The organism is Comamonas sp. (genome assembly GCF_036666375.1).
In the GTDB taxonomy this organism is placed as follows: domain Bacteria; phylum Pseudomonadota; class Gammaproteobacteria; order Burkholderiales; family Burkholderiaceae_C; genus Comamonas.
Window position 1 is genome coordinate 1 of the sequence record NZ_JAVWWA010000116.1, and the last position, 15,724, is coordinate 15,724.

Genomic DNA, 15,724 nt, shown 5'->3' on the forward strand with positions numbered 1-15,724 from the left:
CGCTTGGCGTCGGTCGACAGCGGCAGCGGCAGGCGGATCAGCACCCGGCCCTCGGTCGCGGTCAAAGTCATGTTGCGCACGGTCTTGGTGATGAACTCGGAGTTCGGCACGATGACGGTGGAGCGGTCGCCGAGCTGGATCTCGGTGGCGCGCACGTTGATGCGCTTGATGTCGCCTTCGGTCGTGCCCAGCACCACCCAGTCGCCGACCTTCACGGGCCGCTCGGCCAGCAAGATCAGTCCCGAGATGAAGTTCTGCACGATGGCCTGCAGGCCGAAGCCTATGCCCACCGACAAGGCGCTGGCGATCCAGGCGATGCGGTTGATGCCTATGCCCAAGGCCGACATCCCGGCCGCGACCACGAGCACGATGCCCACATAGTTGAGCAGCGTGGACAGCGAGCTTTGCATGCCCGGCTCCATCGTGGTGGTCGGCAGATAGCGCTCGCGCAGCCAGTTGCGGAACACACGCAGCGCGACAAAGCCGCCGACCAGCACGGCCAGCGCGCTGAAGATTGCTGCCGGCTTGATCTGGAACTCGCCTATGGTGAGCCCGGCGCGGATGCGGTCGGTCTGCTGCAGCACCTCGTCGGGCCGTGTGCCCAGCTGCGCGCCCAGCGCGATCAGCATGTACAGGAACAGCAGCACGCGCGCCAGCGCCGACAGCACCACGGCAGCCTGGTCCAGCGTGGCCGGCGCGAAGCCGAAGTTCTTCTGCAGGCGCTGGCCGAATTCGCCGCGCGAGGAAACGAGCGCCATGGACAGGTCTTCGGCGAACTGGAACAGCACATAGAAGCTGATGACCACCAGTCCGGTCCACGCCAGTTGCGTGGCGACCAGGCTCGCGACGCTGATGTAGCCGATCGCGACCAGCAGCCCCACACCCAGCAGCGACAGCGTGACCAGACCCAGCCCCAGGCCTACCCACAGCGGGCGCGGCGCGGGCGCTTCGGCGCTGTCCTGCGCCGGCATGCGCAGGCGTGTAAGCGTGGCGGCGATCAGCAGCGTCAGCGCCAGCGCGGTAATTCCCTGGCAGGCCCGCAGCGCGGGCAGGCTGAGTTCGGAGATGGTTGCCACCTGGGTGGGCGCCCAGACCAGTACGCCGACCAGCGCCACCAGCCAGGGAAAGGACCGCAGCCGCAGCGCCAGCGCATCGGACAGCGGCGGCAGCCGCCACGACGGCCGGGCGTTGGCCAGCAGCGCGCGGCCCAGGCTGGTCACGTAGACGATGTAGAGCACGGATTCGTCGACCAGTGCCACGAGCTTGCTCGACAGCGGGCCGAAGTCGGCGCGCGCTTTCACCGTCTGCAGAAAGCCTTGCAATGCCAGCGCCACCACCGCCATGTTGACGGCCACGATGGCGATGACCAGCAGCGAGCGCCGCAGCCGGCCGCCCGGCAGCACGCGCTGCGCCAGGCGCGTCAGGCCGCGTTCGGCCAGCAGGTCGCCGACGGTGATTGCCAGCAGCGCCAGCGCCAGCGCCAGCAGCACCGCGCCGCGGTGCTCGGACGTTGCCAGGCGCGCGCCCGCGGCCTGCATTTCGGCGACCATGGGCGCGAGCCGCGCGCTGTCGTCCGGCCAGGCCTGTCCCAGCTCGCGCCAGAATGCCGCGCCCAGCGGCGAAGGCGCGCGGTCGGTGAGCTGTGCCTGGAACTGATCGCGCTCGCGCGTGCGCAGCGCGTCGCTGCGCTGGCGGGCATCGACCACGATCAGCCGCGCCAGCCGGATCTCCGCATCCACGGCGTTGCGGTCGCGTATCAGCGTCTGGCGCTGGCTCTTGATGTCGGCGTCTTCACTGGTGCCCGGGGCCGGCGCCGTGCCCAGTTCGCCCAGCCGCGCATTCAGGTCATTGAGTTCACCCGTGCGCGCTTCGATGATGCGGTTGGCTTGGGCGCTCAGCGCGCCGAAGCTCGCCTGCAGCGCGCGCACGGCGTCGTTGCCGTCGGCCGTCGCAGGCAGCCGGTCGAGCTGGCTGCGCAAGGTCTCGACATCGGGCAGCGGCTGCTCGGCGGCCAGCGCCGCACCTGGCGCGCCCGGTGCGGCGGGCGACGCTGGCGCGGCTTGGGCCTTGGCCGCAGGCTGGGCCTGGACCGTGGGCAGTGCCAGGCAGGAGAGGACGGCAAGGGCAAGAAAGAGCGCGCGGCGGTGGATCCAGGTCATCGAAGCCATCATAGGAGTCCTCCGCTGCCCTGTCTCCGGGCTAAGCCTGCCGCTGCGAGAGGTCTATGCGGCGGGACGGGCAAGGTCGGGGACAGGGCTGCGGGCTGTGTTGTCCTGCCGCAACGCACGCCAATTCAATGCGCAGGCCCTGCCTGGCACGCTGTCCTCTGTCAGGGTCAGCGAGTTCGAAAAAATGGCACCGGATTCACCTGGGAAGCGAGGTGGATAGTCGTGAATGTAAGAACATGATTCTTTAAAATTAACGCGAATCATTTCCAATCTCATTTTCATGAAAACACCATCGTTTGTCCTGCGCCCGACTGTAGGCGCCATTGCTTTGTGGGCCACCGCCTGTGCCGTGAGCGCACAGCAGGCGCCTGCGCCCACGCTGGAGACGGTGACCGTCGAGGCCAGCGCCGATGCGTCGGCCGAAGGCCTGGCCAAGCCGTTCGCGGGCGGACAGGTCGCCAAGGGCGGGCGCGTGGGCCTGCTCGGCCAGCAGGACATCATGGACACGCCATTCCAGCTGACCAGCTATACCAATACGCTGATCCGCGACCAGCAGGCCAAGAGCATTGGCGAAGTGCTGCTCAACGACCCGTCGGTGCGCGGTGCGCGCGGCTTCGGCAATTTCCAGGAACTCTATGTGCTGCGCGGCCTGCCTATGTATTCGGACGACCTGGCCTACAACGGCCTGTACGGCCTGCTGCCGCGCCAATATGTCGCCTCCGAGTTCTTCGAGCGCGTCGAAGTGCTGCATGGCGCCAGCGCCTTCCTCAATGGCGCGGCCCCGGGCGGCAGCAACCTCGGCGGCTCGATCAACCTGATGCCCAAGCGCGCGGGCAACGAGCCGCTCAACCGTGTCGATCTGGGCGTGCAATCGGGCGGCCAGGCTTCGGCCGCGGTCGATCTGTCGCGCCGCTTCGGTCCTGACAACAGCACGGGCCTGCGCCTGAACGCGGTGCGCCGCGACGGCGGCTCGGCCATTGACGGCGAGGACCGCAGCCTCACGGCGCTGGGCCTGGGCCTTGACTGGCGCGCGCGCGATGTGCGTGTCTCGGCCGATGTCGGCTACCAGAAGGACAAGCTCAAGGCCGCGCGCCCCAGCGTAACGCCGGGCGCGAACTTCATTCCCGACGTGCCCGACAACAAGACCAACTACGCCCAGCCCTGGACCTATTCCAATGCCGAGGACCTGTTTGCGACGGCGCGCGCCGAATGGGACCTCAACGACCAGATCACGGCCTGGGCCGCGGGCGGTGTCAAGCGCGGCAAGGAAGACAATTCGCTGACCACGCCCTCGATGGTCAACAGTTCGGGCCTGGCCAACACCACGCGTTTCGATACCAAGCGCGAAGACGACACCGCGACCGGCGAGATCGGCCTGCGCGGGCGCTTTGTCACCGGCCAGGTCAAGCACCAGGTCGTGGCGTCGGCATCGTGGTTCCGCCACGAGGAACGCAATGCCTGGTCGTACAACTTCTCGCCTGTGCCGATCAACATCTACCACCCCGTGGGCTCGGCGCCGCTGGCCAATACGACGGTCAGCCCCAACATGAACAATCCGCTGCGCGCGGCGGTGGACAACCTGCAAAGCTATGCGCTGGCCGACACCCTGTCGTTCCTCGACGAGCGCGTGCTGCTGACGCTGGGCCTGCGCCACCAGACCATAGAGCAGACCAGCTACAGCAATGCAACCGATCTGCAGACCGGCAGCTACAAGAAGTCGGCGACCACGCCGGTCGCGGGCCTGGTGTTCAAGGCCACGCCCCAGGTGTCGCTGTACGGCAACTATGTCGAAGGCCTGATCAAGGGGGAAGTCGCGCCGGCCACGTCGGGCAACCTGCCCGTGCTCAATGCCGGCCAGGTCTTCTCGCCCTACAAGGCCAAGCAGAAGGAAGTCGGCGTGAAGTGGCAGCAGGGCGGCCTGGGCGCCACCGCTGCGCTCTATACGCTCGACAAGCCCGTCACCTATGTGCAGAACCAGACCTTTGGCGAGTTCGGCACGCAGCGCTACCGCGGCCTGGAGCTCAATGTGTTCGGTGAACCCGTCAAGGGCCTGCGCGTGCTGGGCGGGGTGAGCTTCATGGACGCCAAGCTCAAGACCACGCAAGGCGGCTTGTACGAGGGCAACAATGCAATTGGCGTGCCGCGTCGCCAGCTGACGCTGGGCGGCGACTGGGATGTGCCCGGCGTGCAGGGCCTGGCGCTCAATGCCCGCCTGATCCACACCTCGAGCCAGTACGCCAATGCGGCCAACACGCTGCAGGTGAAGGGCTGGACGCGTACCGATCTGGGCGTGCGCTACCTGATGGACATAGGCAACGACCGTCTGCTGACGCTGCGCGCGCGTGTCGACAACGTGTTTGACAAGCAGTACTGGGCTTCGGTCGGCGGCTATCCAGGCTCCAACTACCTGGTGCAGTCGATTCCGCGCACCTTTGCCATCAGCGCCAGCGTTGACTTCTGAGGCGGCACCGCATGCGTGAGTTCTGGACCGTGGTCCACCGCTGGCTGGGCCTGACCGTGGCGCTGTTCCTGATCGTTGCCGGCGCCACCGGCGCGGTGATTTCATGGGACCATGAAATCGACGAATGGCTCAACGCCGACATCATGCACACGCCGGGGCGCGGCGCGCTGCAGGACCCGCTGACTCTGGCCGCGGCCGTCGAGGCCAGCGACGCCCGCGTCGAGGTCTCCTACATGACGCTGGCGCTGGAAGAGGGCCATGCGGCCTCCTTCCTGGTGCGGCCGAAGAAGGACCCGGCGACGGGCCGCCCGCATGTGCTGGGTTACAACAACGTGTTTGTCGACCCGGTGACCGCGAAGATCACGGGACAGCGCGACTCCAAGAGCATTGCGCTGAGCAAGCGCAACCTGATGTCCTGGCTGCGCCACCTGCATGAAAGCCTGCACATGCCGGCGTTCTGGGGCAGCGACCGCTGGGGCTTCTGGCTCATGGGCGGGATCGCGCTGATGTGGCTGATCGACAGCTTTGTTGCGCTCTATCTGACGCTGCCGCGCCGCCTGGCCGCGCGCCGTGAATCGCCCGCAGCCGCGGCACCCCAACGCAGCTGGTGGAAACGCTGGCAGCCGTCGTGGATAGTGCGCTGGCGCGCGGGCGGCTACAAGCTCAATTTCGACCTGCACCGCGCGGGCGGGCTCTGGGTCTGGGCCATCATCATCGTCGTGTCGTTCACTTCGTTCTCGCTGAACCTGTACCGCGAGGTCTTCTATCCGGTAATGAGCCAGATTTCCAAAACCACGCCTGGTCCGTACGAGACGATCAAGCCCGCGCCGTTCGGCAGCTTCATCGAACCGAAGATCTCGTTTGCCGCGGCCATCGACATCGCGCGCGCCGAAGGCCGGCGCCAGGGCTTCGAGTTTCCGCCGGGCGGCATCTGGTATGGCGGCGACTTTCCGTTCTACAACATCTCGTTCTTCGACCCGGCCGACGAGCTGGGCGGCATGGGAATGGGCCTGTCGAACATCTACGTGAGCGCCGACAACGGCGCAGTGCTGGGCATGTACCGGCCCTGGCATGGCTCGGCGGCCGACGTGTTCGTGCAGCTGCAGCTGCCGCTGCATTCGGGCCGCATCCTGGGCCTGACGGGGCGCATCATGATGTCCATCATGGGCGTGTTCGTGGTGATGCTGGCGGTCACCGGCATCGTGATCTGGGAGCGCAAGCGGCGCGCGCGCAAGGCCACGGCGCGCACGCTGGTCGCCAGCGCGGCCTGATACAGAAACCGCCTCAGGGCGGTTTTTTCATGGGCTCCATGCCTGCAGCCGTCTGCTCCTTTATCCATTGGCGAAACGCCTTGAGCGGTGGATACCAGGCCTTGGACGCGGCGCAGGCGAGGTAGTAGTTGCCCTGGCTGCGACTGCGCACGTCGAGCGCCGACACCAGCTCGCCACGCTCGACTTCCGCCCTGAACAGGAATTCCGGCAGCAGCGCCACGCCCAGACCGGCGCAGGCCGCCTGAGTGACCGTGGCGAATTGGTCGATGCTGATGCCGCCCACGTTCGCGCCCTGAATGCCTTGCGACTCGAACCACTGTGTCCAGGCGTGCGGCCGCGAGGCCAGATGCAGCAGCGGCGCACGCAGTACATCCCGCGCGGATTCAAACCGGTAACGCGCCTTCAGGTCCCTGGAGCAGGCCGGGAAGATCGTCTCCTCGAACAGGAAATCGAGTTCGGCGCGCGGCCATTCGGGTGCGCCGTAGTGGAAGGCCGCATGCACATCGTGGGCCTCCATGTTGAACGGTTCCAGCCGCGTCACCAGATTGAGCGTCACCCCGGGATTGCGCTGCACGAAGCTGGGCAGCAGCGGCGCGAGCCAGCGCGTACCCATGGTCGGCAGGATGGCCAGCGTCAACGTGCCCGTGCCCGGGCTGGCCTTGATGCGCAGCGTCGAGTTGCCTATGTCGCGCAGCGACTGGCGAATCTCTGCGGCATAGATCTCCCCTGCGGGCGTGAGCCGCACGGCCTGGCGTTCGCGCACGAAAAGCGCCACGCCCACGATGTCCTCGAGCGCGCGGATCTGCCGGCTGACCGCGCTTTGCGTCAGGCTCAGCTCATGGGCGGCGCTGGTGAATTTCTGCAGGCGCGCGCAGGCCTCGAACGCCACGAGCAGGCCCATGGGCGGGAGGTATTTCCGTGAATTCATGATTTTTGGGAATGCTGCTTCCTTGGATTTCCATTTTAGGCAAATACCTCATACGGGAATCTACGTACGCGGTGTCCGCAATCGAAATCAGCCATTCCATTTTCGAATGCCTGGGTTCCAAACCATTGATTGACGTCAATAACCCCGCTGCCGATGATGACCGCAGCTTCATTACAACGAGAGAGACATACCGTGCCCCAGATCATTTCGCGCAAACAATTCCTGCGTTCGGCCGCGCTGCTCGGCGCCGCCATGGTGCTGCCCGCCGCGGCCATGGCCGACAGCTTCCCCAGCCGGCCGATCAAGCTGGTGGTGCCGTTCGCTCCGGGCGGCAATACCGACGTGGTGGCGCGACTGGTGGCCCAGGGTCTGACGGAATCGCTGGGCCAGCCGGTGATCGTCGAAAACATCGCGGGCGCGAACGGCTCGATTGGCGCCAGCCGCGTCGCGACTTCGCCCAATGACGGCTATACGCTGCTGTTCGGCACCGCTGGCACGCAGGCCATCAATCCCAGCCTCTACAAGAACCAGAGCGAGAAGACGCTGGACGATTTCGAGTACATCGCGCTGGTCACCTCCATTCCCAACGTGCTCGTGGTGAACGAGACCAAGACGCCCGTGAAGACCGTGGCCGAACTCGTGGCCCATGCGAAGGAGCGCCGCTCCGGCATGAGCTACGGCTCGCCGGGAACGGGCTCGACCGTGCATCTGTCGGGCGAACTGTTCAAGAGCGCGGCCAAACTCGATCTGGTGCATGTGCCGTACAAGGGCAGCGCGCCCGCGCTGACCGATCTCATCGGCGGCCAGATCGACCTGATCTTCGAGAACATCACGCCCGCGCTGCCTTTCATCCAGGGCAACCGGCTCAAGGCGCTGGCCGTGACCTCGGCCGAGCGCCTGCCGCTGCTGCCCAATGTGCCGACGATGAAGGAAAGCGGCTTCCCCGCGTTCGTCACCGCGACCTGGAACGGCGTGCTCGCGCCCAAGGGCACGCCAAAGGCCGTCGTGCAGAAGGTCGAAGCCGCGCTGCTCAAGGTGGCCGCCAGTGCCGACTTCAAGGCGCGCGTCGCGGCCCTGGGCGGCGAGCCGCGCCAGCTGGGCTCCACGGCGTTCCGTGACTTCGCGCGCAGCGAGTTCAAGCACTGGGGCGGCATCATCCAGGCCGCCAAGCTGGAAAAACAATGAGCCAGCTGACCCCTGAAACGGCCAGCGGGCTGATCGCCGCGCTGGCGGTCATCGTCGGCGCCAGCCATGTACTGACCGGCGACGACCTCGCGAGCTACGAGCAGGATTGGCGCGGCCGCGCCAAGGGCCAGGCGCTGTGCGTGGTGCGTCCCGGCACGACCGGGGAAGTCGCACGCGTCGTGCAGGCCTGCGCGGCGGCGCGCGTGTCCATCGTGCCCCAGGGCGGCAACACCGGCCTGGTCGCGGGCTCGGTGCCCGACGCGTCGGGCGGCCAGGTGGTGCTGAGCCTGCGCCGCATGGCCGCGCTGCGTGCCATCGACCCGCAGAACATGACGATCACCGTCGAGGCCGGTTTCGTGCTGCAGGCGCTGCAGGAAACCGCTGATGAAGCCGGCTTCCTGTTCCCGCTGAGCCTGGGCGCCGAAGGCAGCTGCACCATTGGCGGCAACCTGGCGACCAATGCGGGCGGCACCCAGGTGGTGCGCTACGGCAACGCGCGCGAACTGTGCCTGGGCCTGGAAGTGGTCACGGCGCAGGGCGAAGTCTGGGACGGGCTCTCGGGCCTGCGCAAGGACAACACCGGCTACGACCTGCGCGACCTGTATGTGGGCAGCGAAGGCACGCTGGGCGTGATCACGGCAGCGACGCTGCGGCTGTATCCCAAGCCCGCGGCCCAGCTCACGGCCTGGGTCGCCGTGCCTTCGCTCGAACATGCCTGCGAGCTGCTGGGCATGGCGCATCAGCATCTGGCCGCGGGCCTCACGGGCTTCGAAGTGATGAACCAGTTCGCGCTGGGCCTGGTCGACAAGCATTACCCGCATCTGCGCGTGCCGATGTGGCAGCAGACGCCCTGGTGCGTGCTGATCGAAGTCTCGGATGCGGAGTCCGAAGCGCATGCGCGCGGGCTGTTCGAGCGCATGCTCGAAGCCGCGCTGGAGCAGGGCGTGATCGCCGATGCCATCGTTGCCGAGAACATGCGCCAGGCACATGACCTGTGGCATATCCGCGAAAGCATCACGCTGGCACAGGTCGAAGAGGGCTTCAACGTCAAGCACGACATCTCGATTCCCATCTCGCTGATCCCCGAGTTCGTGCGCGACGCCGACGCCGCGCTGGCCGCGGCCTTCGAGGGCATACGTTTCGTCAACTTCGGCCATCTGGGCGACGGCAACCTGCACTACAACATCCAGTCGCCGGCGGGCGTCGATGCCAAGGCTTTCGTGGCCCGGCATGAAGAGCAGATCAGCGCCATCGTCTACGACACGGTGAGCAAATACCGCGGCTCGATCTCTGCCGAGCACGGCATAGGCGAGCTCAAGCTGCACAAGCTGCCCCAGCACAAGTCGGCAACGGCGCTGGCGCTGATGCACACCATCAAGAACGCGCTCGATCCCCTCAATACCCTGAACCCGGGCCGCGTGCTGCAAGCCTGAACTGTCTTGAACTCTCCGACCACCATGTCCTCTTTCGTGAACTCCGACCAGATCCGCGATCTGTTTTCCCAATCCATGTCGGCGATGTACCGCCAGGAAGTGCCGCAATACGGCACCCTGCTCGAACTGGTCGCCGACATCAACCGCGCCACGCTGGAGCGCAACCCCGAACTGCGCCAGCAGCTGCAGGAGGCGGGCGAACTGGACCGCATCGACGTCGAGCGCCATGGTGCGATCCGCCTGGGAACGCCTGAGGAACTGGCGACCATGCGGCGCGTGTTCCGCGTGATGGGAATGCACCCCGTCGGTTATTACGATCTGTCGGTGGCCGGCGTGCCCGTGCATGCGACGGCGTTCCGCCCCGTCGACGACGCTGCGCTGCGCATCAACCCGTTTCGCGTCTTCACCTCGCTGCTGCGCCTCGAGCTGATCGCCGACCCCGCGCTGCGCGCCCAGGCCCAGGAAATCCTGGCCCAACGCCGCATCTTCACGCCGCGTGCGCTGGAGCTCACGCGGCAATGCGAGCTTGAGGGCGGCCTCGATGCCGAGCAGGCGGCCGAGTTCGTGCACGAAACCACGCAGACTTTCCGCTGGCACAGCGAAGCCACGGTGAGCCATGACACCCACCAGCTGCTGCTGGCGGCACACCGGCTGATCGCCGATGTGGTGTCGTTCAAGGGCCCGCACATCAACCATCTGACGCCACGCACGCTGGACATCGACGCCGCCCAGGCCGAGATGCCGCGCCGCGGCGTGGCCGCCAAGGATGTGGTCGAAGGCCCGCCGCGCCGCCGCCATCCCATCCTGCTGCGCCAGACCAGCTTCAAGGCGCTGGAAGAAGCCATCGTGTTCGCTGGCGACGGCGCTGCCGGCGCGCACACTGCGCGCTTTGGCGAGATCGAGCAGCGCGGCGCGGCACTCACGGCCGCCGGCCGGGCGCTCTACGACCGCCTGCTGGGCCAGGTGCGCTCCATGGGCAATGCGGGCAGCACGGGCAATGACTACGAAGCCCGGCTCACGGCAGTGTTCGCTGAATTTCCCGATGACCTCGAGGCCATGCGCGATCAGCAGCTGGCGTTCTTCCGTTACGCCGTGCGCGACCCGGCGGCCTTGGCCCGGGCCGCAGCCAGCGGCGCGGGCTTCGATCTCGCAGCGCTGCTGCGCGAACATATCGTCCAAGCCCGCCCCATCATCTATGAAGACTTCCTGCCCGTGAGCGCAGCCGGCATCTTCCAGTCGAATCTCGGCGGCGCCGAGCAGAAGAGCTATGCGTCGAATGCCGCCAAGGAACTGTTCGAGGCCGCGCTGCAAGCCCCGGTAGCCGACGAAATTGCGCTGTATGCGCAAAGCCAGCAGGCATCCATCGATGCCGTGCGCAGCGCCTATGAGGCGCTGCAGCCCGCATAAACCGCAAAGCGCGCGAGCAGCGAGGCGGCGTCGGGCGTGGGCCCGGCCTGCGCGGGCGCGCTCTTGAGGTGGGCGATGTAGCCCTGCATGGCCTGGGCGTTGAATTCCGGATGGAACTGCACGCCCCAGCAAGCCGCGCCCATGCGAAACGCATGCACGCCTTCATGGGCATTGCGCGCCAGCAGCACGGCGCCGGGCGGTGGCTGCAGCACGCTCTGGTAGTGCACGGCGTTGGCGGCAAAGGCCGGCGGCAGCGCGTGCCACAGCGGATCGGCGGCGGCGGCCGGAGTAGCTTCTACCGTCACCGTGCCCAGCTCCAGCCCCCGCGGATTGGGGCCGACCACGCCGCCCAGCGCATGGCCCAGCAGCTGGTGGCCAAAGCAGATGCCCAGCACGGGCACGCCACGGTCGACGGCGGCACGCAGCCAGGCGGCGCAGGCCTGCATCCAGGGCAGCTCATCGGTCACCATCGCATGCGAGCCGGTGATCACAATGCCCGCGACCTGCGACCAGTGCGGCCAATGAAATTGCGGCGCTGCGGCCTGATCTGCCTGCAGCACCCGCAACGGGCATTCCAGCGGGCCCAGGCCGGTTCTCACCCAGTCTTCGAAGTCGCCCTGTGCAGGCACCAGTTCGGGCAGCGTGCTGCCGGTCTTGAGAATCCACAGCGCCGCGGTGCGCTCGGGTGAAAAGTCAGCAGTAGTCATGGCAGGCATTTTGCAAGTTCCATGCCCGGCGTCGGAATACAAAAAGGGTCCCGCAGGACCCTTTGTCAGAGCGTCAACAGCCCTGCGGCTCGACCAGGAGCGCGTCAGCGTTGCTGCTGCTGTTTGTTGGAAGAAGGATTGGACTGCTGCTGTTGCCCCGTGGAAGAGGTCTTGCTGCCCGGTTGCTGGTTTTGGCCGCTTTGCTGTTCATGCTGCTTTTGCATCTTGTCAGCAGGATTGGCCTGGTTTTGATTCTTTTGGTTGCTGTCTTGGTTGTGTTGCTGAACCATAGTCATATCTCCAAAAAGTGAAAAAACCGCTGACTGCGAATCAATCAGCGCCACTCCATGGTGCCCCCCTGGAAAACCCTTGGATGTAGGACTTCGCCCCCCCGGCGCGGTTTTTGGTTAGCGTTTGAAACCCGTGTTTCCTCGGGTTGAATCAAGCGCGTCGAACGCTTGCGTTCGGCTTCCGTTGCACGCGCTTTATTGCGCTTGCAAGGCCAGGTTTTGCAGCGCCTGGCCAGTGAGCCGGTAGCGTATCCATTCGTTCTGCGGCTCGGCACCCAGGCTGTCGTAGAACGCGATCGACGGCGCGTTCCAGTCGAGAACGCTCCATTCGAAGCGCCCGCAGTCGCGCTCGACGGCGATGCGCGCGAGGTGGGCCAGCAAGGCCTTGCCCGCGCCCTGGCCGCGGCTGTCGGGCGAGACATAGAGGTCTTCGAGATACAGGCCGTGACGGCCCTGCCAGGTCGAATAGTTGAAGAAATACACGGCAAAGCCCAGCGGCTGGTCGCCGTTCATGCACATCAGCCCGTACACGGCGGGCTGCGCGCAAAACAGCGTGCGGTGCACATGTTCGGGCGTGGCCAGCACTTCGTGCTCGGCATTTTCATAGATCGCGAGATCGCGGATGAAGCGCAGGATCTGTTCGGTATCGGCGATGGTGGCGGGGCGGATCAGCAAATCGGACATGTCGATGGAATCAATGGGGCAAGGGGGCAGAACAGGTGTTTTCCAGGCAGCGCTGGATCACATGGAAATGGTCTTCGAAGAAACGGGTTTCGAGCTGCGCCAGCTGCGCCAGCGGCACCCAGCGCGCGAGCGCGGCGTCGTCGTCGCCCTGCACGGCCGGCAGCTGCGCACGCTCGCCCAGATCGAACACATGCACATGGGTGATGGTGCGCCCGCGCAGGCTGCGGTCGGGGTGGTCGAACACCTGCACGCCCTGAAGCGCGGCTTCCAGGGTCGCGGCATCGAGCGCGCAGCCGGTTTCTTCGCGCAGCTCGCGCAGGCAGGATTGCCAGAGGCTGTCGCGCGGCTCGACAAAGCCGCCGGGCAGCGCCCACAGGCCCTTGCCCGGCGCCTGGCCGCGCTCTATCAGCAGCAGATGGCCGTTGCACAGCAGCAGCGCATCGACGGTGACGAACACCGGTGGGTAGGGCGCGACCGCCCAGGCTTCGCGGTACTTGCGCAGCATCGCGGCTTCGAGCTGCATGGCGCCGTAGTCGGGCGTGTCCATCCAGGACCGCAGGAAATCAAGCACCGGCGCGGGCACCTGCGGCGCGAGCGCCGCCAGCACTTCGGCGCGCGGTGCGGCGTCCGCATTCCAGTAAATTTCCCGCAGCGGCGTGGCGTCAAACGCGCCCAGCCGCGGCAGGCTCAGCAGCTGCCAGCCGGGAAAGCTCTGCAGGTAGCTGCTGCTGCTGTCCTTGAAGTGACCGACCAGCGCAATCGCCGCGCCCTGGGGCACCAGCGCCTGCACGCCGCTGCGCACGGCTTCGACCCAGCGCGCTTCGTTGTAATGGTCGCGCACGGGAATGCAGTGCACGCGCGCGCGCTCGGCCGGCGCCAGGCAGGCCTGCACCATGGCCGCGCGCTCCTGCCAGGTGAACGGGTTCTTGGGGCTGCGCGCCTGGTGGGCGCTGCCCAGCACCACGACCACCTGCTGCGCCTGCTGCAGCGCCGCCTGCAGCAGCGCCATATGGCCGTTGTGCCAGGGCTGGAAACGCCCGATCAGCACGGCAGTGTGCGGCGGCGAACGGTCTGTATCGGGGGAAAGGGCCATGCTTGTCTCTTCGGGTGCGGACGCGCCGCAATCCGCCATTTTCGGCCAAAAACACGCGCGCGCCGCGGCGCTTCAGGGGTAGTGTGCGGCGATAGGCATCTGCCGGCCCGTGCCGAACGCGCGCGGACGCACCCGCAGTATGGGCGGCGCCTGGCGGCGCTTGTACTCGCTGCGGTAGATCATGCGCTGCACCTTGTCGACCAGCGCCGGTCCATCGGCCTGCAGCAGCAGCGCGTCGACGAACTGGCGCGCGCTGGCGTATTCGAGGCCGGGCAGGTGCGTGCCTTCGATCAGCAGCTTGAGGATTTCATCGAGCACGGCATAGGGCGGCAGGCTGTCCTCGTCCTTCTGGTCGGGAGCGAGCTCGGCCGACGGCGGCTTATCGATGATGACCTGCGGAATCAGCTCGCGTCCGGCCGTCGCGTTGATGTGGCGCGACAGCGCGAAGACTTCGGTCTTGTAGATGTCGCCCAGCAGCCCCAGGCCGCCGTTGGTGTCGCCGTAGAGCGTGCAGTAGCCGACCGAGACTTCGGACTTGTTGCCGGTGGTCAGCAGCAGGTGGCCGAATGCATTCGAATGCTCCATCAGGATGGTGCCGCGGATGCGCGCCTGCAGGTTCTCCAGCGGCAGGCCCTGCAGCGGCTGGCCGAAGCTGCGCGCAAAGCCCTGGGCGTAGCCGTCAACGAGTGCGCCTATCGGGTGCTGGTGCAGCGTGATGCCCAGGTTGGCGCACAGCGCCACCGAATCATCGACCGAGCCCGCCGAGGAAAAGCCCGAAGGCATGGTCACGCCGACGACATTCTCGGCGCCCAGCGCCTCCACCGCCAGCGCCAGCGTCAGCGCGCTGTCTATGCCGCCCGAGCTGCCGACCACGGCACGGGAAAAGCCGCAGCGGCGCGCGTAGTCGCGCAGGCCCAGCACGATCTGCTGGCGGTAGAACTCCATTGTCGGCAGGCCTTGCGCCGGCACGGGTGCGAGCGCACCGCCATCGGCGCGGCCAAAACGGCCGTTTTCAAAGACCAGCGTGTTCACGCATTCGCAAAAGCGCGGCGCTTCCAGCACCACGCCGCGCTCGGGCTCGACGGCAAACGAGGCGCCGTCAAACACGATCTGGTCCTGGCCGCCGATCTGGTTGACGTAGAGCAGCGGCAGCGCGTGGCGGCTGGCCGCGGCGCTGAACACCTGGTGGCGCTGCTCGCGCTTGCCCAGATGGCTGGGGCTGGCGTTGATGCTGACCACGAGATCGGGTGCGGCATCGGCCATGCGCCGGAAAGGATTGGTCGCGTAGTCGGCGCCGCTGTCGTTCCAGCCGTCTTCGCAGATCAGAAAGCCGACCTGCATCTGGCCTATGCGCAACACCTTGGCCACATCGGGGCCGGGCTCGAAATGCCGGCGTTCGTCAAAGATGTTGTAGGTGGGCAGCAGCTGCTTGTCGTACTGCAGGCGCAGCTTGCCGCCCTGCAGCACCAGCAGGCTGTTGTGCAGCGGCTTGCCCGGGCCCGCGGCACGCGTCGGCGCGCCGACCACCCAGTGCAGATCGGGATACTCTGCCGAAGCGCTGCGCAGGGCTTCCAGGCCCTCCTGCACGCGCTGCATGAACGTCGGCTCGTCCAGCAGGTCGCTGGGGTAGTAGCCGCTGAGCGAGAGTTCGCTGAACACCACCATGTCGGCCTGCTCGGCATGGGCCTGGCGCGCGGCGGCACGCATGCGCTCTACGTTGCCGGCGATGTCGCCCACGGTGTAATTGAGTTGGGCCAGCGTGATGCGCAGCATGGAAGCTCCTTGATGTCAGTGGGAAAGGGGCTCGGGGTCGGGAATGTCGAACACCTGGCGCAGATAGGCCAGATAGGTCTCGTCGGTGCACAGCGTCTTGCCCGGGCTGTCCGAAATCTTCGCCACGGGCTGGCCGTTGGCATGCGTCAGCTTCATCACGATGTTCAGAGGCGTCAGCCCCATGTCGTTGGTCAAGCGCGTGCCTATGCCGAAGCCCAGCTGGATGCGGTCGGCAAAGCGGTGGTACAGCTGCAGCGCGCTGTCGAGGTTCAGGCCGTCGGAGAACACCAGGCGCTTGCTGTGGGTGTCTATGCGCAGGCGCTG

The 15,724-nt window shown here is 66.6% G+C and carries 12 protein-coding genes and 1 pseudogene; 5 read left to right on the forward strand and 8 right to left on the reverse strand.

Going from position 1 to position 15,724, the window contains the following annotated elements; translation table 11 throughout:
* Positions 1 to 2,171, reverse strand: a 2,171-nt coding sequence (locus RR928_RS21045) for a DUF3772 domain-containing protein (RefSeq protein ID WP_332684116.1), incomplete at its 3' end; no start/stop codon positions are given.
* A 277-nt stretch (positions 2,172 to 2,448) separates the two neighbouring features.
* Here RR928_RS21045 and RR928_RS21050 point away from each other — a divergent pair.
* Entirely contained in the window at positions 2,449 to 4,629 is a 2,181-nt protein-coding gene (locus RR928_RS21050; protein ID WP_332534580.1) for a TonB-dependent receptor, read from the forward strand.
* Between the two features lie 11 nt (positions 4,630 to 4,640).
* Positions 4,641 to 5,900, forward strand: a complete 1,260-nt coding sequence (locus tag RR928_RS21055; RefSeq protein ID WP_332534579.1) for a PepSY-associated TM helix domain-containing protein — start codon at positions 4,641 to 4,643, stop codon at positions 5,898 to 5,900.
* Between the two features lie 13 nt (positions 5,901 to 5,913).
* On the opposite strand, the gene RR928_RS21060 is transcribed toward RR928_RS21055, so the two are convergent.
* The gene (locus tag RR928_RS21060; protein WP_332547993.1) at positions 5,914 to 6,831 is read right to left on the reverse strand and encodes a LysR family transcriptional regulator; all 918 of its coding nucleotides are present in this window, start codon (positions 6,829 to 6,831) and stop codon (positions 5,914 to 5,916) included.
* A gap of 189 nt (positions 6,832 to 7,020) precedes the next feature.
* On the opposite strand from RR928_RS21060, the gene RR928_RS21065 reads away from it, so the two are divergent.
* The 3 genes from RR928_RS21065 to hglS are packed head-to-tail and all read left to right on the forward strand — an operon-like array spanning position 7,021 to position 10,853.
* Complete coding sequence (locus tag RR928_RS21065) at positions 7,021 to 8,013, forward strand: Bug family tripartite tricarboxylate transporter substrate binding protein (protein WP_332547975.1); 993 nt, start codon at positions 7,021 to 7,023, stop codon at positions 8,011 to 8,013.
* Positions 8,010 to 9,446 carry an FAD-binding oxidoreductase gene (locus tag RR928_RS21070; protein WP_332534575.1) on the forward strand — a complete coding sequence of 479 codons (1,437 nt, stop codon included), beginning with the start codon at positions 8,010 to 8,012 and terminating at the stop codon, positions 9,444 to 9,446. The genes RR928_RS21065 and RR928_RS21070 overlap by 4 nt, the downstream gene beginning before the upstream one ends.
* 24 nt (positions 9,447 to 9,470) lie before the next feature.
* Positions 9,471 to 10,853, forward strand: a complete 1,383-nt coding sequence (hglS, locus tag RR928_RS21075; protein ID WP_332684119.1) for a 2-oxoadipate dioxygenase/decarboxylase HglS — start codon at positions 9,471 to 9,473, stop codon at positions 10,851 to 10,853.
* Here hglS and RR928_RS21080 read toward each other — a convergent pair.
* The 6 genes and pseudogenes from RR928_RS21080 to RR928_RS21105 all read right to left on the reverse strand — a co-directional run.
* Entirely contained in the window at positions 10,829 to 11,560 is a 732-nt protein-coding gene (locus tag RR928_RS21080; RefSeq protein ID WP_332547977.1) for a glutamine amidotransferase, read from the reverse strand. The genes hglS and RR928_RS21080 overlap by 25 nt on opposite strands.
* A 104-nt stretch (positions 11,561 to 11,664) precedes the next feature.
* Positions 11,665 to 11,850: a hypothetical protein gene (locus RR928_RS21085; protein WP_332534570.1), complete on the reverse strand. Its 186-nt coding sequence runs from the start codon at positions 11,848 to 11,850 to the stop codon at positions 11,665 to 11,667.
* A 195-nt stretch (positions 11,851 to 12,045) separates the two neighbouring features.
* Positions 12,046 to 12,534, reverse strand: a complete 489-nt coding sequence (locus tag RR928_RS21090) for a GNAT family N-acetyltransferase (protein ID WP_332534569.1) — start codon at positions 12,532 to 12,534, stop codon at positions 12,046 to 12,048.
* Between the two features lie 10 nt (positions 12,535 to 12,544).
* On the reverse strand, positions 12,545 to 13,627 hold the full coding sequence (locus RR928_RS21095) for a bifunctional nicotinamide-nucleotide adenylyltransferase/Nudix hydroxylase (RefSeq protein ID WP_332547978.1): 1,083 nt from the start codon (positions 13,625 to 13,627) through the stop codon (positions 12,545 to 12,547).
* Between the two features lie 72 nt (positions 13,628 to 13,699).
* Positions 13,700 to 15,400: an NAD+ synthase gene (locus tag RR928_RS21100; protein WP_332684123.1), complete on the reverse strand. Its 1,701-nt coding sequence runs from the start codon at positions 15,398 to 15,400 to the stop codon at positions 13,700 to 13,702.
* A 15-nt stretch (positions 15,401 to 15,415) separates the two neighbouring features.
* Positions 15,416 to 15,724, reverse strand: a pseudogene (locus RR928_RS21105) (nicotinate phosphoribosyltransferase); the annotation flags it as partial.